This is a genomic window from Sphingomonas sp. Leaf5 (assembly GCF_001421155.1).
Classification (GTDB): Bacteria; Pseudomonadota; Alphaproteobacteria; order Sphingomonadales; family Sphingomonadaceae; genus Sphingomonas.
On record NZ_LMJZ01000006.1, the window covers coordinates 144,976 to 164,629 of the forward strand.

At 67.8% G+C, this 19,654-nt stretch carries 17 protein-coding genes; 6 read left to right on the top strand and 11 right to left on the bottom strand.

What is annotated here, in order from left to right; genetic code table 11:
- Genes ASE50_RS06710 through ASE50_RS06725 form a run of 4 tightly spaced genes read right to left on the bottom strand, consistent with a single transcriptional unit; the run spans position 1 to position 4,251 of the window.
- On the bottom strand, positions 1-849 hold the full coding sequence (locus ASE50_RS06710) for a carbohydrate ABC transporter permease (protein WP_056397440.1): 849 nt from the start codon (positions 847-849) through the stop codon (positions 1-3).
- Positions 846-1,715 (bottom strand): carbohydrate ABC transporter permease, encoded by an 870-nt coding sequence (locus ASE50_RS06715; protein ID WP_056397443.1) that lies wholly within the window; start codon positions 1,713-1,715, stop codon positions 846-848. Before ASE50_RS06715 ends, ASE50_RS06710 begins: the two co-directional genes overlap by 4 nt.
- Positions 1,712-2,995, bottom strand: coding sequence for an ABC transporter substrate-binding protein (locus ASE50_RS06720; protein ID WP_056397446.1), 1,284 nt, complete (start codon positions 2,993-2,995; stop codon positions 1,712-1,714). Before ASE50_RS06720 ends, ASE50_RS06715 begins: the two co-directional genes overlap by 4 nt.
- The gene (locus ASE50_RS06725; RefSeq protein WP_056397450.1) at positions 2,992-4,251 is read right to left on the bottom strand and encodes a hypothetical protein; all 1,260 of its coding nucleotides are present in this window, start codon (positions 4,249-4,251) and stop codon (positions 2,992-2,994) included. Before ASE50_RS06725 ends, ASE50_RS06720 begins: the two co-directional genes overlap by 4 nt.
- 130 nt (positions 4,252-4,381) lie before the next feature.
- On the opposite strand from ASE50_RS06725, the gene ASE50_RS06730 reads away from it, so the two are divergent.
- The 6 genes from ASE50_RS06730 (at position 4,382) to ASE50_RS06755 (ending at position 10,801) form a co-directional block, all read left to right on the top strand.
- Positions 4,382-5,458 carry a LacI family DNA-binding transcriptional regulator gene (locus tag ASE50_RS06730; RefSeq protein ID WP_056397453.1) on the top strand — a complete coding sequence of 359 codons (1,077 nt, stop codon included), beginning with the start codon at positions 4,382-4,384 and terminating at the stop codon, positions 5,456-5,458.
- Entirely contained in the window at positions 5,455-6,543 is a 1,089-nt protein-coding gene (locus ASE50_RS06735; protein ID WP_056397455.1) for an ABC transporter ATP-binding protein, read from the top strand. Before ASE50_RS06730 ends, ASE50_RS06735 begins: the two co-directional genes overlap by 4 nt.
- Positions 6,540-6,779: a hypothetical protein gene (locus ASE50_RS06740; RefSeq protein WP_235512224.1), complete on the top strand. Its 240-nt coding sequence runs from the start codon at positions 6,540-6,542 to the stop codon at positions 6,777-6,779. Before ASE50_RS06735 ends, ASE50_RS06740 begins: the two co-directional genes overlap by 4 nt.
- Positions 6,780-6,947: 168 nt before the next feature.
- Positions 6,948-7,133 (top strand): hypothetical protein, encoded by a 186-nt coding sequence (locus tag ASE50_RS06745; RefSeq protein WP_055997983.1) that lies wholly within the window; start codon positions 6,948-6,950, stop codon positions 7,131-7,133.
- 679 nt (positions 7,134-7,812) lie between these two features.
- Positions 7,813-10,515 (top strand): TonB-dependent receptor, encoded by a 2,703-nt coding sequence (locus ASE50_RS06750; RefSeq protein ID WP_056397460.1) that lies wholly within the window; start codon positions 7,813-7,815, stop codon positions 10,513-10,515.
- Positions 10,516-10,588: 73 nt separating this feature from the next.
- Positions 10,589-10,801: a hypothetical protein gene (locus ASE50_RS06755; protein WP_056397463.1), complete on the top strand. Its 213-nt coding sequence runs from the start codon at positions 10,589-10,591 to the stop codon at positions 10,799-10,801.
- A 164-nt stretch (positions 10,802-10,965) separates the two neighbouring features.
- Here ASE50_RS06755 and pelF read toward each other — a convergent pair whose 3' ends face one another.
- Genes pelF through pelG form a run of 7 tightly spaced genes read right to left on the bottom strand, consistent with a single transcriptional unit; the run spans position 10,966 to position 19,650 of the window.
- Positions 10,966-12,447 (bottom strand): GT4 family glycosyltransferase PelF, encoded by a 1,482-nt coding sequence (gene pelF, locus ASE50_RS06760; protein ID WP_235512225.1) that lies wholly within the window; start codon positions 12,445-12,447, stop codon positions 10,966-10,968.
- Positions 12,444-13,292: a hypothetical protein gene (locus ASE50_RS06765; RefSeq protein WP_056397468.1), complete on the bottom strand. Its 849-nt coding sequence runs from the start codon at positions 13,290-13,292 to the stop codon at positions 12,444-12,446. The genes pelF and ASE50_RS06765 overlap by 4 nt, the downstream gene beginning before the upstream one ends.
- Entirely contained in the window at positions 13,289-14,230 is a 942-nt protein-coding gene (locus tag ASE50_RS06770) for a hypothetical protein (protein WP_056397471.1), read from the bottom strand. The genes ASE50_RS06765 and ASE50_RS06770 overlap by 4 nt, the downstream gene beginning before the upstream one ends.
- Positions 14,227-15,678 carry a hypothetical protein gene (locus ASE50_RS06775; RefSeq protein ID WP_056397473.1) on the bottom strand — a complete coding sequence of 484 codons (1,452 nt, stop codon included), beginning with the start codon at positions 15,676-15,678 and terminating at the stop codon, positions 14,227-14,229. Before ASE50_RS06775 ends, ASE50_RS06770 begins: the two co-directional genes overlap by 4 nt.
- On the bottom strand, positions 15,675-17,375 hold the full coding sequence (locus tag ASE50_RS06780; RefSeq protein WP_056397478.1) for a hypothetical protein: 1,701 nt from the start codon (positions 17,373-17,375) through the stop codon (positions 15,675-15,677). The genes ASE50_RS06775 and ASE50_RS06780 overlap by 4 nt, the downstream gene beginning before the upstream one ends.
- A gap of 2 nt (positions 17,376-17,377) precedes the next feature.
- Positions 17,378-18,256, bottom strand: coding sequence for an endo alpha-1,4 polygalactosaminidase (locus ASE50_RS06785; protein ID WP_235512226.1), 879 nt, complete (start codon positions 18,254-18,256; stop codon positions 17,378-17,380).
- Entirely contained in the window at positions 18,253-19,650 is a 1,398-nt protein-coding gene (pelG, locus tag ASE50_RS06790) for an exopolysaccharide Pel transporter PelG (RefSeq protein WP_056397481.1), read from the bottom strand. The genes ASE50_RS06785 and pelG overlap by 4 nt, the downstream gene beginning before the upstream one ends.
- Positions 19,651-19,654: the final 4 nt, after the last annotated feature.

Here is a 19,654-nt window from a genome sequence, read left to right on the forward strand (position 1 = left end):
TCATTTGAGCGACAGCGACATGCCCTGCAGGAAATGCCGCCGGAACAGGAGGAACAGCAGCACCAGCGGCAGCGTCTGCAACACCGCACCCGCCATCACCGGTCCGGCATAGCCGCCATATTGCTTGCTGAACGTCGCCAGCAGTACCGATAACGGCATCTTGTCGGTGTCGGAGATCGCGATCAGCGGCCACAGGAAATTGTCCCAGGTGCCGGTGAAGGTGAACAGCGCGACGATGGCGATGATCGATTTGTTGAGCGGCACGACGATCTTCGTCACCGTCTGCCACAGGCTGGCGCGATCGAGCCGGGCCGCATCGAAATATTCCTCGGGCATGGTCCGGAACGACTGCGACATCATGTAGATGCCCCAGCCCGACATCATCGACGGCAGGATGAGCGCGGCGAGCGAATTGAGCAGCCCCATTTCCTTCACCAGCACGAACAGCGGCAGGATGAACATGCTGGTCGGAATGACCATTTGCAGCAGCAGGAAATCGCCGAACAGTTTGCGCCCCGGGAACCGCATCCGCGCCAATGCGAAGGCGATGAAGGCGGAGGTCAGCAGCACCGATGCCGTCACGGTCAGCGTCACCACCGCCGACACGCCCAGCGCGCCGAGGAACGGCCGGTCGAGCTTGTCGGCGGTCGCGAACAGGAAGGCGAAATTGTCGAGCGTGAAGTCGCCCTCGAATAACCCGGTATTGTAGATCTGCGCGGCGGGTTTCAGCGACGCGGCGACCATCCATGCGAACGGGTACAGCCATGTCAGCGCGAGGGCATAGATGGCGATCGTCGCCGCCCATCCGCCGATGCTGCGCTTGCCAGGGAACGCCCGGATGCGCGTCATGCCAGCACGACCTTTCGTTCGAACAGCCGCCGGGCGAGCTGCACCAGCGCATAGGTGACCAGCGCGACGAGGATGCTCATCATCGCCGCATGGCTGGGTTGCAGGCGGCGGAACGCGGTTTCGTAGATCATCATCTGCGGCGTCGCCGTGCTGTCGCTGGGGCCGCCGCCGGTGATGATGAACGGTTCGGTGAACAGCCCGAACGATACGAGGATCGCAAAGGTCAGCACCATCATCAGCTGCGGGTTCATCATCGGCAGCGTGATCCGCGTCAGCCGCGTCCACGGCCCCGCATGGTCGAGCCGCGCGGCATCATAGATTTCCTTCGGAATCGCCAGCAGCCCCGAATAGAGGATCAGCCCGTAATAGCCGACGAACTTCCACGCGACGACCAGCGCGATCGCCAGCATCGCCAGCGTCGGATCGTTGGTCCACGGCACCCGCACCCCTGCCACATCGAACAGCATGGTGTTCAGCGGCCCGGTCGAGCTGAACACCTTGGCAAACACCAGCGACAGCGCGACCCCCGACGACACGTTCGACAGCAGGAAACACAGCGCCACGAACGCCTTGCCCCGCCCGACATGCTGCAACCCGAACGCGACGATCAACGCCCCGCCGAACGCGATCGGCAGATAGAAGCCGAGGAACCGCACGACATTCCACAACGCCTGCCAGAACTGCGGGTCCTGCACCGTCAGCAACAGGTTGCGCGCACCGGTGAACACCGGTTCGTCGAAGAAGCGCCACTGCGTCACCGACAGCTTGGCCAGCCAAAAGAAGGGATAGGCCCAGAAGACGGCGGTAAAGAGCAGATAGGCGCCGGCCAGCGACAGCCCGATCACCGCTTCGCGCGACAGCTTCATGCCTGCACCTCCAGCATCCGGTCGGTCCGCGCCACCGCGTCGGCCAGCGCGGCGGCGGGGCTGGTCGTGCCGAGCATCAGCGGTTCGACCAGCCTTGCGCTCATGATCTTCTGGATATCGATGGTATGTTCGGACAGCGCGGGCGGCCGGGCGGTCGCGACATGATCGGCGTAGGCGCGGGCAATGGCGTTGCCGCGATAATAATCGGCAAAGGCGGGATTGGTCAGCAGGTCGTCGCGCGCGGGCGACAGGCCGGTACGCTGGAGCCACAGCAGGTTCAGCGCTTCGTCGCCCAATACCCAGCTTAGGAACGCAAATGCCTCGCGCTGCACGCGGCTGTTGCGGAAGATGACGACGCCCTTGCTGTCGGAAAAGGTCGACCGCGTACCCGTCGCCGGACCCTCCGCGATCATCGGCCCGACGGCGATGCGCGCGAGCGTCTCGGGATAGATGTTCGCGAACCGCTCGACATCCCATGGCCCCCGCACCGCGCCAGCGGCAAGGCCCGAGACCAACGGCTCCTCGGCATCGAAGTCGAGCGCGGTCCAGCCCTGTCGATACATGCGGTCGACGAACCCCGCCGCTTGGCTCCCCGCCGGATTGTCGTAGAGCGCCTTGTTACCCGCGAGGTACGGCTGCCCGTCCGATGCGGCATAGTAATAGGAGATATAGTCGAACCAGCGGTCCTGCCACGCGCGCCCGGCGACGACCTGCATCCCGTAGCGCGAGCCGCGCACGGCATAGCGTTCGCAGAAGCGATAGACATCGGCATAGGTGGTGGGCGGTGCCGACAGGCCGTTTGCTTCGAGCAGATCGGCGCGCCACCAGATCAGCGTCGGGCTGGAATAGATCGGCAGCGCCACGACCTGCCCGCCCTGTTCCCATCCCGCCATGATCGATCGCATGTGTCGCCGGTCGAGCAACGCATCATAGCCCGGCATCACCGCGAGATTGGCGACCTGTCCCAGCGCGGCCAGCTGTACCGCGAAACCCGAAAAGACGTTGGTGCACAGATCGGGTTCGGTGCCCGCGACCAGCGCCGACAACACCGTATCCTCCGAATTGCCGGCGGTCGGGATGGTCGTGAACTCGACCGGCAGGCCGAGCCGCGCGGCGTTCCATTTCGCCACCGCGATCTTCCAGAACCCCTCCTCCGCCGCATTGGGCGCGACCCAGAGCCGGATGCGGTCGGTGCGCCGCTCGCGGCGCGGTTGCCCGCACCCGGCCAGCAGCGCCGCACCGCCCAGCGCCAGCAGCAGGGCGTCGCGCCTGCTGGTCATGGCAGCGGGGTTCCGGCCACCGCGGTGGCGGCGAACAGCCCCTCGATGGTCGACTCCGCACCGGCGTTCGGGTTGATCTTGCCCGGGGCGATGATCCCGTCATAGCCGCGCCCGGTCGCCGGGTCGTACATCACGCGTCGGGCATCGTTGCGCCCGGTGAACCACGTCCCCAGACGCTGCGCCAGCAACTGATAGCGCCCTTCCCCGGTCTGGCGATGCGCCTCGGTCGCGGCGAGGATCATCGGGGTGATACCATAGGCGATCTGCGGAAAGCGTTCGGCCTCAACCGCTTTGAACCCCTGCCCGTCCTTTTGCAGCGCGAAGGCAGAGCGCATGCCCGTGTTCAGCAGCCAGGGGTAGAAATGATCGACCTCGCGCAAGGCGCTGGCGGTGAAGTCGGGACGGTTCAGCAGCTTGCCGGCGCGCAGCAGCGCATAGGCCTGCGCATTGCCCCACGCGTGCCAGCGATTCTGCCAGCTGAGGAACGCGCCGTGGGGGAAGCGCCTGGCATCGCCCGCCTGCATCGCGACCAGCCCGTCGCCGATCCGCCCGATCAGGGCGCGGGTCGCGGGGTCCTGTGTGCGCTGCCAGTGCGGCAGCAGGCCGAGCAGCGCGACCGATCCGGCATCGGCACCCGATTCGAGCGGCAGCCATGTCGGGACGGTCAGGCCCGCCACCGTCGTCGTCCCGCTGGCGCTGACCGGCAGGTCGCGCTTCAGATTCGCAACGAGGCGGTCGGCGGCGGTGCGGGCGCGCACGGCAGTGTCGGGGGCAAGGTGCGGCAGCGCCGCCTCCAGCCCCCATAGCGCGCGGAGCGACCACCAGTTCAGCTCGGCGAGCGAGGTGCGATAGTCGCGATTGATGCGACCGTCGCCCCACAGGAAATTGTGGAAATAGCCGTTCTCCGCCTGCATTCGCAGGACGAAGCGGGTCAGCATCTCGATCCGGTGCCGCCGCTTCGCATCCGGGTTGGTGGCGGCGAGCAGGACGATGCCGCGCGCGACATCATCGACGCAGGTATAGCCTTCGCGCGGTTCGATGGCGAAGCGATAGTCGGGGGCTTCGCTGTAGATATGCAGGATGCCGACGCGTTCGCCGTTTAAGTCGCGTTCGGCATAGAGATGGTCGAAGTGGACAAAGTTGCCACGTATCGGTAGTTGTGACGCCGCTGCAATCGATTGCGCGACCGCCCTGCCCGGCAAGGGAATGGCAAGGGCTAGCAGCGCGGCCGCGCCGATGCGCAGGGTCGTCTTCACAAGCGGCCGTTCCTCTCCACCGCCCCCGTTTCGAGGTGCGGGTTTATCGTTAAACATTGGCAGTTGCGGCTGTCAAGGCGGCGCGGTAGGCAGGGGCCAACCGGCGGAACGGCCGAATGGAGAGGATGCCATGCCGCGCCCCAAACGCGCCACGCTGAAATCGATCGCCGCCGATCTGGGCATCACCCATACGTCGGTGTCGAATGCGTACAACAACCCGGCAAAGGTGTCGAAAGACCTGCGCGACCGCATCTTCGCCCATGCCCGCCACGTCCATTACGAAGGGCCGAACCCCGCCGCACGGTCGCTGCGCACCGGACAATGCGGCGCGATCGGCGTACTGTTCAACGACCAGCTGAGCTATGCCTTTACCGACGCGCACGACATCGCGTTCCTACGCGGCATCTCATCGGTGTGTGAGGAGGAAGGCGCCAACATCGTCTTGATCCCGCTGAAGGACAAGCATCCCGAACGGCGCGACACGCTGACCGCCATCGTCGACGGCTATATCCTGAACGCGCCGTACAAGAGCAATCCGACGATCCAGAAAGCGCTCGCGCGGCGGTTGCCGACCGTGGTGGTCGATTTCGACGCGCCGGGGCTGCCCAGCGTGCTGACCAACGACCGGGCGATGATGCGCGCGGTGGTGTCGCACCTGCTCGCGCTCGGCCACCGCCGGATCGCGATCGTCACCTTTCCATGGACCGAGGATCATGGCGAGATTTACGCGCTGGACCGCGATTTTTCGGACGAGAATTACGTCGTCCACGAACGCATCCTCGGCTGTCGCGACGCCTTCGACGCCGCCGGCATCGCGCAGGACAGCGTGCTGGTATGCGAGACGATGAATGCGGAGGAAGGCGGCGCGCGCGCTGTCGACCGGTTATTGCAACGGCAACGCGACCTGACCGCGATCGTCTGTTTCTCCGACCGGTTGGCGCATGGCGTGATCGCGGCGTGCGACGCGCTGGGGCGGGCGGTGCCGGGGCGGATGTCGGTGACCGGCTATGACGGGATCGACCCGCCCGGCCGCGGAGCCGGCGGGCTGCGGTTGACCACGGTACGGCAGAATGCGTTCGAGAAGGGACGCAAGGCCGCCGAACGGCTGCTGTGCGACACCGATGGCGGTGCCGCCCCGATCGCGATCGAGGCCGAATTCGTGATCGGCGACAGCAGCGCCGCCGCGTCGAAAGGGACCTGCGCATGACGGCATTGATGCTCGAAGGACTCGGCAAGTCCTATGACGGGGTCGAGACGATCCGCGGCATCGACCTGCAGGTGCGGTCGGGCGAGTTCGTCGTGCTGGTCGGGTCGTCGGGCTGCGGCAAGTCGACGGTGCTGCGGATGATCGCCGGCCTCGAAAGCGTCAGCCACGGCACGATCCGCATCGGCGAGCGCGACGTGACCCATGCCCCCGCCGCCGATCGCGGCGTGGCGATGGTGTTCCAGTCCTACGCCCTGTACCCGCACATGACCGTGCGCGAGAATCTGGCGTTCGGACTGAAGAACATCCGCACGCCCAGGGCGACGATCGCACAGGCCGTCGACCATGCCGCGACGGTCCTCGAACTGGATGCGCTGCTCGACCGGATGCCGCACCAGTTGTCGGGCGGCCAGCGCCAGCGGGTGGCGATCGGCCGGGCGATCGTGCGCGATCCGGCGATCTTCCTGTTCGACGAACCGCTGTCCAACCTCGACGCCGACCTGCGCGTGCGGATGCGGCACGAACTGGCGGCACTGCACCGGCGATTGGGCAGCACGATGATCTATGTGACGCACGATCAGGTGGAGGCGATGACGCTGGCCGACCGGCTCGTGATCCTCGACAAGGGGCGGATTGCGCAGGTCGGCACCCCGCTGGAGATTTACGACCGGCCCGCCAATGTCTTTACGGCGGGGTTCATCGGTTCGCCGCGGATCAACCTGCTGCCGGCGACGGTCGTGGCGCGCGATGGCGCGGCGGCGATCTTCGAACTGGCCGGGGGCGTGCGCATCGCCGGGACGTCCGGCACGCTGGCGGAGGGGGATCGGGTGACGCTGGGGCTGCGGCCCGAGCATCTGCGGTTGCAGCCGGGGGCGGACGGCGTCGCGCTGCCGATGATGGTCGAGGCGGTCGAGGCGCTGGGCCATTCGACCTATCTCTACGGCCGGTTGGCGACAGGCGACGAATTTCGCGCGAAGCTGGACGGACATCACACGGTGACGGGCGCGGTGACGCTGTACGCCGATCCGGCACGGATGCTGGTGTTCGGATCGGATGGGGTGACGGTGCGGGAGGCCGCCCAGTGGTGACCGAACGCAATCGCTGGATCCTCCATATCAAGGACCTGCGCGCCGCGCATGCGGTGAGCATCCTGGACGCCGAAAGGATCGCGCTTGCCGATCCGGCATGGCGGCGATGGGTCGAACGGCAGATCGAACACGACCAGCAATGCCGTCGCATGGCGTTACGTCATATCCGCGACCATGGTGACGCAGCGTTGATCGGGCGCGACGGCGATCGGCTGTTCATTCGGAAGTCGACGTAGGATCGCGCACCGAAACAATCAGGCCGATTTTTCAAACCAACACGCCGAAACGCCTCAATCACGCGATCGGTTCCGCGTTAACCATTTGCTAGTCTGACCGGCCTATGATTTAGGACGAACAGCGGAGAGCCGGGGGGCATCCCGCACTGGCAAAGGATAGCGCGAGCGATGGTCGAGACGGCAGTGTTCACCTATGGGTTGTTGGCGAGTTTCGTGCTGTCGGGCGCGGCGCGCAACAAGCGGATGGAGCGGCCCAATCCGGCGATGCTGACCTATATGGGCTATCTGCTGGTCGGCATGTCGGGATCGGCGTCGGCACTGCTCAGCGGCTATGCGGTGTGGCAGTCGATCTGACGACCGGCGTTCGTGGGCGCGGTGCTGCCGGACGGCAAACCCGGCCAGCGGACATAGGCATTGCCGCCGTGCGGGCGGGTATCGCCGACAGTCTGTACTGTCCGCCGGTTTTTATCTTCTAGATCCAGCTAACCGGAAACGTCGCCCCAGCGGGGGCTGAGGCCTCGTGCGGCGCTTGTTTCGTGCCATCACCGGGAGATCCCAGCCTGCGCTGGGATGACGCATGGTGCGATGAAGGTGGATTGCGTCCGATGCGAACCGGGGAAGCAGACGTCGGCACGGTGCCGGCAACAGGCACGCAGCGTCCCGCAACGGCAACAGGAGCGCGTCGAGATCGTCCGGCAACGCGTCCGCCGGAGCGAGCGGCTCCATCGCGCGCAGCGTCTCGATCAGATCCGGACGCGGTGCAGGTTCGGCCATCGGACGATCCGCTTCTCCTGTCATCGGCGTCGCTCCCTCGATGAATCCTCCTCGGTACGCCGGCGCGGTCGGGACAGGATCGACCATTGCAGCCACGCTGGCCGCACAAACCTGAAAATCGATCTGATCCGCTCCAGTACGCTACCGCACATGCCCGCTTGCCGTGCGGCAGGTTGATCGTTAAACCTGTCGCAGCTTCCGACCCGATGACCGCACGAACGGCATGGCGATACGGGAAGCGATAGGGAGAGGATTCGGCATGAAATCCGATACGCGGTTCCGCTTGCTCACGATGGCCGGGATGGCCACGGTGCTGACCATGACTCCCGCCACCGCGCAGACGCAGGGGGCCGACAATCCGGCCCCGCCCGCCGGCACGGTGCAGGATGCGGCGACGGCCGTCGACGACGGCGAGATCATCGTCACCGGCTTACGCGCCAGTTTGCGCCGCGCGACCGATATCAAGCGCAACGCCGACAATATCGTCGATTCGATCGTCGCCGACGATATCGGCAAGCTGCCCGACCAGAATATCGCCGAGGCGATCCAGCGTATTCCCGGCGTCACCATCTCGCGCGACAATGGCGAGGGACAGTTCATCACCGTCCGCGGCCTGGGGCCGGCGTTCAGCAGCGCGCTGTACAATGGCCGCATCCTCGCGACCGAGAATCAGGGGCGTGAGTTCAGCTTCGACATCCTGCCCGCCGAACTCATCAACCGGGTCGATGTGTCGAAGACGCCGACCGCCGCGCAGATCGAGGGCGGCATCGCCGCGACGGTCGACATGTACACCGCGCGGCCGTTCGATTTTTCGGGGACCAGGGTCGCGCTGTCGGGACAGGCCAATTACGACAAGCTGCGCGGGGAATTCTCGCCACAGGCATCGGGGCTGTTCAGCACGACGTTCGGCGGCGGCGATTTCGGCATCCTCGGCGCGTTTTCCTATATCGATCGCAAGATCGAGGGGAAGCGCATCTTCACCGACGGATGGGAAGCGAACCAGTCGCTCGACCTGAACAAGGACGGGACGGCCGAATTCACCGGCGTGTCGCTGCCGACCTATGTCGAATGGGGCACCAACCGCACCAGTCGCAAGCGGCTGTCGGGGTTGCTCACCGCGCAGTGGCGGGCGAGCGACACGTTGCTGTTCACGCTCGACGGCCTGTATTCGAAGCTGGACGTCAACGACGATAACAAGGTGTTCTTCGTCTATGGCGGCCCCGGCGACATCACCGCCGCGACGGTCGATTCGAACAAGACCATCACCAGCTATACCGGCATCGCATCGGGTCCGAACATCACCAACCAGGTTCGCCCGCGACTTGCCACCACCTATCAGGCGGGCGGCAATCTGGCATGGACCCCGTCGGACCGGTTGAGCGGCTCGGTCGATTTTTCATGGTCGAAGGCGACCGACGATACCGGCGGCAATCAGGCGTGGTTCGAAAGCAATCTGGCGACGCCCAGCTATTCGCCGGCCGGCGTACGCTTCGCGATCGGCCCGACCGGATTGCCGGTCTATACGGGCCTTGGCAACCTGCTCGACACGTCGAACGCTAAGGCGGGGTTCCTGACCTATGAGGGGGTCAGCGTCGAGGACCAGATCTATCAGGGCAATGCGAACCTGAAATGGGATGCCGATATGGGCATTCTGACGAAGATCTCGGGCGGGTATAATTTCTCGGATCGCAAGAAATCGCGGTTCTCGTTCAAGACGCCCGATGCGCTGCAATGCCTGTATTGCGGGGCGGGTGTCGGGGTGCCGCAGAATGTGTTCGGGCGGCCGGCGGGGGCGACGAATTTCCTCGGCACGGGCATGTTCGACAGCGCCTATCCAACCTATTCTGCGGCGGACCTCGCCAGCTATCTCTTGAGCGATGCCGCGATCAACCAGCTTGCCAATCCGGCGGCGGCGCGCGCGGCGCTGGCGGCCAATGGCGGCGGCTTCGGCGTCATTCCGGTACCCGGCAACAGCGGGTCGGCGCAGGAACGGACGATCGGCGGCTATGTGCAGGCGACGTTCGGCGGCGATTTCGGGTCGCGGCCATGGTCGGGCAATATCGGGCTGCGCTATACCCGCACCGACGTGACCTCGCTGGGGTTCGGGCAGGAGATCGTGAGCATCACCCCCGCCCCGCCCGGGGGCGATCCGATCGTCAATCTGTCGGCGGCGCAACCGATCCGTCAGACCGGTTCCTATGCGCAGTGGCTCCCCAGCGCCAATTTCAAGATCGACGTGTTCGAGGACGTCGTGTTGCAGGCGGCCGTCGCCAAGACGCTGACCCGCGCGACGCTGTCCGACCTGCTGCTCATCCGCAACATCAACCCGCGCCCACGCGAACGCGCGATCACCGACGGCAATCCCGGCCTCGAACCGATGATCGGATGGAATTACGATGCGGCGCTGACCTGGTATCTCGACCGGTCGAGCTTCGTCAGCGTCGCGCTGTTCGCCAAGGATCTGGACAATATCTCGGAATCGGTGACGTCGACGATCCAGCTGCTCGGCCTCGATTTCCGGCGGACGCGGCCGGAGAATATCGGCAGCCGCAGCTATCGCGGCATCGAATTTTCGGGGCAATATACCTTTACCGGACTGCCTGCGCCGCTCGACGGGCTGGGCGTGCAGGCGAACCTGAGCCTCGTTGATCCCGATGCGACGACGTACAATGCCGTGGCCTTTTACGAAAAAGGGCCGTTGCAGGCGCGGATCGCGTATAATTACCGCAACGCGTATGAACAGACGCAGCAGGGCAATCGCGGACAGCCGGTCAATGTCGACGCCTATGGCATCTGGGACGCCAGCATTAACTATGCGCTGAACGATCGGTTGACGCTGTTCGCGCAGGGGCTGAACCTGTTCAACGAAAAGACCTTTTCCTACTCGGTCTATAAGGAACGGGTGATAGCGTTCGAAACCTATGGCCCGCGCTATGCTGTCGGTGCGCGGTTGAACTTCTGATCGGGACGGCGATGGCACCGGTTCGCGGGTCGTGCGTTACGACCCGCGACCTTCACCGATCAGGAGTAGATTCATGGCCGACACCCTCATCACCAATCGCGACATCCCCGTTTCGAACGGCAAGACCAAGCTGACCGACGCGTTCAAGAAGCATTTCGGCGGCGACGCCCCGATCGCCGACAAGGCGCGCGGCTTTGCCAAGGACCGTCCGTGGACCAGCGCGGCGCTGGCCGGCGTGGCGGCGATCGCGGTGCTGAACACGCTGCGCGGCAAGAAGCTGTCGTAAGACACGCCGCCCTCCTCCCGTTCGCTTCGAGCGCAGGTCGAGCCTGTCGAGAACCGAAGTCGAGAAGGCAGCGCCCCAAGCGGGCCGTTCTCGACGGACGCTTCTCGACTTGGCTCGAAGCCGCTCGAACCGAACGGGTTTTTGGGGCGGTTAGGCGCTAACCTCTACCGCCCGATCAATTCCCCATAGAGCGCACGATACGACCCGATGATCGTCGGGTGATCGTAATCGCGCAGCACCCGGCGGCGCATCGCCTCGCCCATTTCCCAGCGGACCGAAGGTTCGCCGGCGATGGCGAAGATGCCCGCCGCCGTCGCCTGCGGATTGACCAGCGGCGTGACGATGCCGCCATGGCCGGGATCATGAGCCCCACGCCCCTCGATCATCTCGCGGCAACTGCCGACGTCGGGGGCGACGACCGGGATGCCGCACGCCCCCCCTTCCAATATCACCAGCGGCTGCGCTTCCGACAGGCTGGTCAGCACCAGCAGGTCGATGCGGTTCATCCAATCCTCGATCCGCACTCGCCCGGCGAAATGCAGGACGTCGTTCAGCCCGAGATCGGCGACCAGCTGGTTGCATTCGGCGGCATATTCGCGGTCTTCGTCCTCCGGCCCCAGCACGACGAAGCGCAGATGCGGTTTCTGCACATGGGCGATGGCGCAGGCGCGGACGAAAGTCTTGATGTCCTTGATCGGCACCACCCGCCCGAGCAGCGCCACCAGGGGATGGTCGGGATCGCGGGCATCGGCGAGGTGCGAGAAACGCCGTGCGTCGATGCCGTTGGGGATCACCCGCACCCGGTCGGTCGCCGCGCCCAGTCGCCGCTGCACCGCATTATTGTCACCGTACAGCGCGACGATCGGATCGCAGGCATCGTAACAGGCACCCGCATAGCTGGTGAAGGCGCGCACCCACAGGTCGCGCAGGTCGTTGACGGTGCGGTCCATGGCGAGGCCGGTATCGACCTGATCGCCGATCCATTCGGCCATCATCACCTCGATCTGTCGTTCGAGCAGATAGATGCCGTGTTCGGTGATGAACGCCGGACGTCCGCTGACCTGTGCCGCGCGCGCCGCCAGCAGCCCGGCGAACCCGGTCGAGATGGTGTGATAGGCGCGCGCGCGGGGCAGCGGCGCGGTCAGCACCGCGAGCAGCCCGCCGAGCAGGACGCGCATCGCCCAGAAATAATGGTGGAACGACGCCTTGGGCAACAGCGCCTCATAATGGCGGCGCAACCGCGCGAAGGTCGCGGGATGGGCGAGGATATCGCCGGGCGTCAGCGGGCGTCCGACACCGTCGATCAGCGCGATCAGCGTGCCGAGCGTCCCCGCCCCGCCCCCGTCGACGAAATCGATCAGCGCGTCGGCGATCGCCACCGCCTGCGCCGCCGGATAGCCGCGCGGCATCGTCGCTTCGGGGGCCAGCGCGATCTCGACCAGTTCGACGACATTGTCGGGCGGGGTCAACTGCATCGCGAGCGGGGCCGAGGACGGCTTGATCGCGACGATGGCGAAACGGATTTCGGGCAGGTGGGTGATCAGGTCCTGCAACCACCCCGATACGCCGCCGACGACATAGGGGTACGCCCCCTCGACGATCAGGCAGATATCGGCGGGCGGGCCGGGGTTGATCCGCGCGTTCACGCCCGATGCCCGATCGTCTGTCCGCGCCACCATCCGGTTGCACGGGAGACGCGGTCGTAGGGGCTGACGTCGACAGGTGCCTGTTCGACGATCGCATCGATCGCGGCATAGTCGCCCGCCGCCCACAGCGCCTCGATCCGGGTCGGGTCGAGCGGGTCGTCGCCGATCAGGTCCAGCGCGTCGGCGCGCAGATGCGCGCGCTGCGTATCGGACAACAGCACGTTGCCGCGCGCATGATCGGCCAGCATCGCCGCCAGCGCCGCATCGCGTTCCGGCCCGCTCGCCGCTTCGAGTGCGGCGCGACCGGTCGCCAGATTCTGCACGATGCGCGCCGATGCGGCGGCGGCAAGCGCGCGGATCGTCTGATCGCCGTCGGTCAGTGCCAGCGCGATCAACGGCGAAAGCGACGGCTGAAACGAGCGCACCACCGTTTCCAGCGCGCGCCGCCGCTCGGCCACCTGTCCGTGGCGCATGATCGTGACCAGCGAATGCAGCGCGTCGGGTTCGGCATGGAGGACGCGTCCGTCGAGCATCCGGGCGATGGTTAGCTTGGCACCGCGTTGCGCCTTGCCAGACCGGACAACCGGTTCGGGCAGCGGGGCCGGCGGACGATCGTCATCGGGCAGCGTGCGGCTCGCCCATTCGCCCGCCAGCAACGCCGCCGGGCCGATCATGCCGAAGACGATCGCGCTGAAGCGCAATGCGCGACCGTCGCGCAGCCGCAGCACGATCGCCGCGATCGAACAGCCGATATGGCCGATCAGCAACACGGGACCGGGCCAGACCGGCGCCGAAGCCAGCATCGCCACGTCGGCCACCGCCAGCGCGACGACCGCGCGCATCATGCGACCTTTCCGGGCGACCGGACCGCCAGCATCGCGGGGCGACGCGGTTCGTCGACCAGCAGCGGCACCAGCCAGCGACAGATTTCGGTCAGTTCGGCCAGCAGATGCGCGCCCAGCGCCTCGAACGGCAGGTCGTGCAGCACCAGCATCCCGACCACGCGGTCGCCATCGCCGTCGATCAGCGGCAGGGCGGCGACGCCAACCCCGACCAGCGCGGCACGATCCGACGCCCGGCCGACATGGATCGCATCGCCGCGCCGCGCCATCAGCAGGAGCGGCGGCGGCAGCGTGTCGGCGCGCGCCTGTGCCGCGTCGCCACGCAACCATGCCCGCGCCTCGCCACCGACCACGCGGTAACAGGTGAAGTCGCGGGTGTGCGCGGCCAGCGCGATCAGCGCCACCACCGCGGCGCGGCGTTCGGCCGGGTCGACATCGCCCAGACGCGCGGCGGTGGCGATGACATGGCCGATGCTGCGGTCGTCGGTCGCGACCTGCACCTGCAACGCGCGATTGGTATCGACCAGGCGGTGGAACGCTTCGGTCAGCCGGACGACGTTGCGCCGCGCGGTATTCTTGGTCCGTTCGAGCCGGACGAGCCGCTGTGCGCGCACCATCGTCACCTCGCCGATCGCCACCGCCGCCATGAACCACAGCAGCGGCGGCAGCGACAGGTGCAGCAGGTGATCGAGATAATCGCGCTCGACGCCCGGTTCCTGCCCGATCGCCAGCCACAGCCCGCTGGCGATGCCCGCCGCCGCCAGCGCGGGAAAGGTGCCATAGGCCAGCGCCATGACTACCACCGGCAGCCACAGCGGATTGGGATCGACGCCGGTAAAGGCCGTGCCGCCCAGCAGCAGCCGGTCGAGCGCGATCAGCACCCCGAAACCCGCCGCCAGTTCCATGGCGATGCGCAGCGACCGGTGACGTCCTGCGCTCATCGCCCGTTCCCCAAGCCGCGCGTTACGCCCGCGCGCGCGAAAATCTGTTGCCCCGCAAAGCCCGGCCGCGTGACCGAGCTGATCCCGCCGCTCCCCTCGACCCGCCACGCGGTGCCGATCGGCAGCGCCAGCCCGAGGCTGGCATTGGGACCGTCGCCGCCGAAGCGGTCGACCGTCCATCCGGCAAGGCCGGTCAACTGCGCTTCGCCGATCGCGCCGCTCACCAACCCCTGCACCGTGTGGTTTTCGCGCGTCGCGAAATCGATTCCACCGCGCAGACGCTGCACATATTCGGCCTCCAACCGATAGGTCAGGCCGAAGGCAAAGCCACCGCGCCGCCGGATATAGTCGAGCCCGCCGGCCAGCGTGATCGTGTCGACCGCCCCGCCCGCGCCCGCAATGCCATAGCGATTGCCGCCGACATCGACCTGCCCGACCAGCCCCGGCGCGATGCGATAGGTGGCTCCTGCGGAAACACGCGACAGCCAGCCATCGTCGATCGCCTGTTCGCGGGTCGAATAATCGGGCTGATGCAGCGTCAGCCCGGCGCGCCACTGTCCCTCGACCGAGCCGGACGCATAGCGCACGCCGCCGCCGGTGACGCCGCTGTCGAGCGCGCCGGCCAGCACCGCCTGCATCCGTGCCTCGTCGCCGACGCGGACCGTCGCACCGGCTTCGGCCACGGTCGATCCGCGATGGGCGTCGCCGATGGTGCTGGCGATATGGCGCACGCCACCGCCGACCGTCGTGCGATCGGTGAGCGCGACATCGACGCGCGCGGCGCTCTCAATCTGCGACAGGTCGCTGCCGTCGCGCAGCGTCACGCTGGCCGAGGCCGCACCGGGGGCGAAGGCCGCCGCCCGCCGCGCGGTGCGATCGGTCGCGCCGAGGCGGCGATAGAGCCGCGTCGCACCGGCAGCGTCGCCATCGGCGTTCCGCGCATCGGCGAGGATGCGGGTCACGCGCCGGTCGGTCGGATGCTGCGTCGCCAGCACCTCCGCACGGCGGCGGCCCTCGCCCGGATAGCCGGCGGCGACATCGGCCTCGATCGTCAGCAGTTGCGGGTCGAGATCGGCGGCGTCCTGCGCCACCGCCGCGACCGGTGCGTCGTCGGCCGGCGTGAAGCCGATCGTGATGCGGTTGTCGCTACGCCGCCAGCGGAGCGTATTTCCGGCGGCGGGGCGCAGCACGAGGCTGTCATCATTCCAGCGCAGGTCGCCGATCGCATCGCCGGCGGCATCGCGGAACCGGTCGATGGCGCGGTCGTCGATCGGACGGTCGGCGCGGACGACGATCTCGCCGCCATCGCCCTCGACGCTCAGCGTCGTGCCGGCGGGCCACACCAGTTGCGGATCGCCGCCCGCGACCTCGCCATCGGCAAGGATCGCCGGCGGCACGCGCAGCACCGGGCCGGCGATGCCCGCGATCAGGACCAGCGCGGCGATCATTGTTGCGACAGCACCATGCGGGCGCGGCCGGGCTGACCATCGGCGATCAGCAGCCGGGCATGGAGCGCGACCAGTTGCCGGTCGTTCGGTGTCGCCTGTCGCAGGCGTTCGACCAGCGCCACCGCTTCGCGCCGACGGCCGAGCCGGTCGAGCAGTTCGGCGGCGGCGCGGCTGTCGGCGGGCGTCCTGGCCAGCGCCTTTTCGAGCCATGGCCGCGCGGCGCGATCGCCGCCGATCCGGCCCTGCGCATCGGCCATCAGCCCCACCGCGGGCAGATCGTCGCCCTGCGTCGTCAGATAGTCGCGCAGGATCTGCACCGTGCGCGGCGCATCGCCGGCATTCCACGCGCTCCACGCCAGATCCATCCGGTCGCGCGGAGCGGCGATGCCGGTGGCGACGCGGGCACGCAGCAGCGTGGCGAGCTGCGCCGGATCGGGCCTGCGCGGCATCGCGTCGCCCGCCGCGCGCACCGCATCGGCGGACAGTGCGCGTCCGTCGAACAGCCGGGCCAGCACCGCGCGCCCGGCGGGATCGTCCCCCGCCGCCTGCGCAAGCCGCAGCCGTTCGAGCAGCACCGGCGTCCGATCGGCCAGCGGATGGCGGGCGAGGAACGCTGCCGCCTCGCCCGGCCGGTCGCGATCGGCATAGGCGGCGATCCAGTCGAGTTGCTGCGCCGTCGTGCCGTTCAGGGTGCGCTGCCGCAGCCATGCGACGTCGCCCTGGCGAGGGCGCGGGCCGAGCAGATAGAGCAGCCGCCGCGCCGCTGGGCCGTTGGGGCCACCCTGCCCGACCGCCGCCGCCAGCACGCCGACCGCATCGTCGCGCGCCCCCGCCGCCAGCAATTGCTCGGCGATAGGTAGCGGATCGGTACCCGGCACCTGCGCCCGGGCAAGCAGCATCTGCCGCAACCCCGCCCGGTCGCCGGCACGCGTCAGGATCGCTTCGCGCGCGGCATCGCGCTGATCGCCCGGCAGCATCCCCGCCGCCGCCAGCGCCGCGCGCTGATCGCCCGCCGCCTGCGCGACGCGGATCGCCAGCCATGGATCGCCGGCACGCCAGTCGCTGCCGACCCGGGCGAGCCGCGCGATCCACGCCCCCTGCCCCGCCCGTTCCAACCGGCGGGCAAGGTCGAGCGACAGCGCGGCGTCCGGCCGCGGGATCGCGCCGCGTTCGGCGGCGGCGACCAGCAGGTCGGGCCGGTCGAGCGTATAGGCGGCGGCGACGATCGCCGGCCCCGGCACACCCTTGGCCGCATCGAACAGTTTCGCCGCGGCATCGCGCTGCCCCGCCTCGGCCAGCAGGTCGATGCGCAGCGGCCATGTCTCGGCAGCCGTTCCGTCGGGGCGTACCGCCAGATAGGCGAGCGCGACCGTGCCGCGACCGGCGGCCTTCAGGTCATAGGCGACCTGCAGCGTCGTGACCTGCTGCCCCGCCGCCTGCAACTGCGCGGTCAGCGTGGCGAGCTCGGCGGCATCGGCGCGTTTGATCGTATCGGCCAGCGCCGGCAGCTGCGGCCCCGCCGGCATCACGGGTGACGGCATCGGCGGCGGCAGCGCGATCGACACCGTCACCGGATGGGCGCGGCGCTCGACATGCAGGATTTCGGTCCGGCCGGGCAGCAACAGGATCGCGGCGGCCAATGCCGCCCCGCCCCCGACCATCGGCACGCCGATCGCCAGCCAACGCTGGTCGCCCATGCTCATCCGGTCGGCTCCGGCCACAACCGGTCGAGCGCCAGCGTCGAGACATAGGGGGCAAACCCCGCCGCGCGTTCGCGGGCATAGAGCTTGGCCACCGGCCCGCGATCGGCCATGTCCCAGTAATCGAGCGTGGTCACGACCAGCGCCGGGTTGATCGCCTTGGCCGCGCGCAGCCGGTCGGCCTGCCACTGCCAGTCGCTGTCGGACAGCATGTCGTAGCGCTTGGTCGCGAAGTTCCAGCGCGACGCCATCGATTCGCCCAGCACGTAATCGATCGACGGCGCGACCCGGTCGAGCAGGGCATAGCCGCGGTTCAACATGATGCGGATGGCGGGGAATCGCGTCCGGATCGCCACGATCAGGCGCGCGCCCGCCGCCACCATATCCTTTGCACCAAGGGGGTCCTGCCGTTCCATCGCCTCGGCATTATCCATCGTATCGATGAAGATTCCGTCATAGCCGCGTTGCAGGATCTGCGCGACGATCTGGTCGACCACCGTCGCGGTCCATGCCGGATGGCGCAGATCGGCGCGGCGCGCATCGGGCCAGTCGGGATTGGCGATGCCGAGCGCCCCGGCCCGGTCGAGCGCCGCGAAATAGGGCCGCCGCTTCTCGACCTCGCCGAGGCTGACATAGCCGAGCAGCACCGCCCCCTCACCGCGCAACGGCGCGATGGGGCGCGGATGATGCGGTTCGAGGACCAGCAACTGATATCGCCGAGCCAATACCGGATCGGTCGCGGGACCGTAATCGACCGCCCAGCGCAGCGACGCGTCGCCGCCGGCGGGGCGCACCTGTCCCGACGTCACGCCACGCAACCCGAGCGTCAGCCCCACCGCGCCCGCACCCAGCGCCATCGCCTGCCTGCGGCCGATCACAGCCAGCGGCCGCCATGGCCGACGACCGCCGGATTGTTTCCGACGAACAACAGATAGGTCATATTCGTGCTTGCCTCCGCGACCAGCGCGAGGCCGACAAAGGCCCCCACCACTGACCCGGCCATATAGCCCCAACCAAAGGCCGCGAAACCCGCGTCGAATTGGACATAAGTAGCAAAGGCGCTGGCAAGCGCGAAGCTGGCCCAGGTGAACAGGATGCGCCCGAACAGGTCGTAATAGGCCAGCACCACCGTCGTCGCGATCACCACGAGGTGGAACACCGCCCCCGCCGATGTCTGGCGAAACGCGAAGATCGCGCGGACATCGGCACCGATCGCGTCGAACAACGGCACCGCCAGCACCCATGCGAAGGCGGCGATGAGCATCTGCGCCAGCACCAGCAGGCGCAGGCTGTCGAACATCACGCGCAGGACCTCGCTACGCGCTTCCTCGATCCGCTCAAGCGTAGACGTGCCGGTGCAGCGCGCCAACATGCTGCCGAACGCGCGGTCGAACCGGGTTTCGGTGACGATCAGCAACAGCGTCAGCCCCGGCACGATCGTCAGCAGCCCGAGAAAACTGCCCCCGTCGTTGATCGGGTTGAGCCGCAACGCGCCGATCGCGACCCGGCTCGCCGGGCCGAACCACAGGATCCATTTGTCGATCCAGATCGCGGCGACCCCGGCAATGCCGGCCAGCGCGATGATGAAGCCGAGGCGCGGGTGCATCGCCTCGCGCGTCGGCAGCACCACGTCGCCCGCGAAATGGCGGCGCAGCACCAGCAGGATCGCCGCCAGCGTCAGGCCGATGCCGCCGGTGACGACCAGCAGCACCCCGACCAGTTCACGCTGCGGCCAGAACCACAATGTGCCCGCCGCGACCCCGGTCCCGATCAGATAGGCGACCGGCACCGCGCGATAGCGATCGAGCGCGGTCAGCATCGGTCCCGCGATCCAGATCTGCGCCAGCCACGCGAGCGCCACGCTCGCCGCCAGTGCCTCCGCGAACGGCAATCGTCCCAGCACGCCGAACAGCACCGCCCCCGCCGCCAGCCCGATCACGCCGCCCGCCGCCAGTGCCAGCAGCACGATTCCCGGTATCCCCGCCGCATCGCGCGCGAAGATGCGATCGGCGACCAGTCGCGTCGCGACGATACCGATCGGTGCCGCCGCCAGCGCCGACAGGCTGAACGCATAGATCAGCACCGTCTGCAGGACCATGCCGTCGGCCGGCATGAGATGCACCGCCGCCCAGCGTTCGAGCAGCCCCATCGCGACCGCGGTCATCAACCACGGTCCCGCGCTGATGACGGCACCATGCGCAGCGGCGCCGACGATACCGCCGACGCCGCCTTCGCGCGCAACCTGTGCCAGTTTGAATCCGATTCCCGCCATTCGC

What these genes read in the sequence shown, in the direction of transcription:
- ASE50_RS06710 (WP_056397440.1), bottom strand. Translation starts at nt 849, where the DNA reads ATGACGCGCATCCGGGCGTTCCCTGGCAAGCGCAGCATCGGCGGATGG.
- ASE50_RS06715 (WP_056397443.1), bottom strand. Translation starts at nt 1,715, where the DNA reads ATGAAGCTGTCGCGCGAAGCGGTGATCGGGCTGTCGCTGGCCGGCGCC.
- ASE50_RS06720 (WP_056397446.1), bottom strand. Translation starts at nt 2,995, where the DNA reads ATGACCAGCAGGCGCGACGCCCTGCTGCTGGCGCTGGGCGGTGCGGCG.
- ASE50_RS06730 (WP_056397453.1), top strand. Translation starts at nt 4,382, where the DNA reads ATGCCGCGCCCCAAACGCGCCACGCTGAAATCGATCGCCGCCGATCTG.
- ASE50_RS06735 (WP_056397455.1), top strand. Translation starts at nt 5,455, where the DNA reads ATGACGGCATTGATGCTCGAAGGACTCGGCAAGTCCTATGACGGGGTC.
- ASE50_RS06745 (WP_055997983.1), top strand. Translation starts at nt 6,948, where the DNA reads ATGGTCGAGACGGCAGTGTTCACCTATGGGTTGTTGGCGAGTTTCGTG.
- ASE50_RS06750 (WP_056397460.1), top strand. Translation starts at nt 7,813, where the DNA reads ATGAAATCCGATACGCGGTTCCGCTTGCTCACGATGGCCGGGATGGCC.
- ASE50_RS06755 (WP_056397463.1), top strand. Translation starts at nt 10,589, where the DNA reads ATGGCCGACACCCTCATCACCAATCGCGACATCCCCGTTTCGAACGGC.
- ASE50_RS06765 (WP_056397468.1), bottom strand. Translation starts at nt 13,292, where the DNA reads ATGATGCGCGCGGTCGTCGCGCTGGCGGTGGCCGACGTGGCGATGCTG.
- ASE50_RS06770 (WP_056397471.1), bottom strand. Translation starts at nt 14,230, where the DNA reads ATGAGCGCAGGACGTCACCGGTCGCTGCGCATCGCCATGGAACTGGCG.
- ASE50_RS06775 (WP_056397473.1), bottom strand. Translation starts at nt 15,678, where the DNA reads ATGATCGCCGCGCTGGTCCTGATCGCGGGCATCGCCGGCCCGGTGCTG.
- ASE50_RS06780 (WP_056397478.1), bottom strand. Translation starts at nt 17,375, where the DNA reads ATGGGCGACCAGCGTTGGCTGGCGATCGGCGTGCCGATGGTCGGGGGC.
- pelG (WP_056397481.1), bottom strand. Translation starts at nt 19,650, where the DNA reads ATGGCGGGAATCGGATTCAAACTGGCACAGGTTGCGCGCGAAGGCGGC.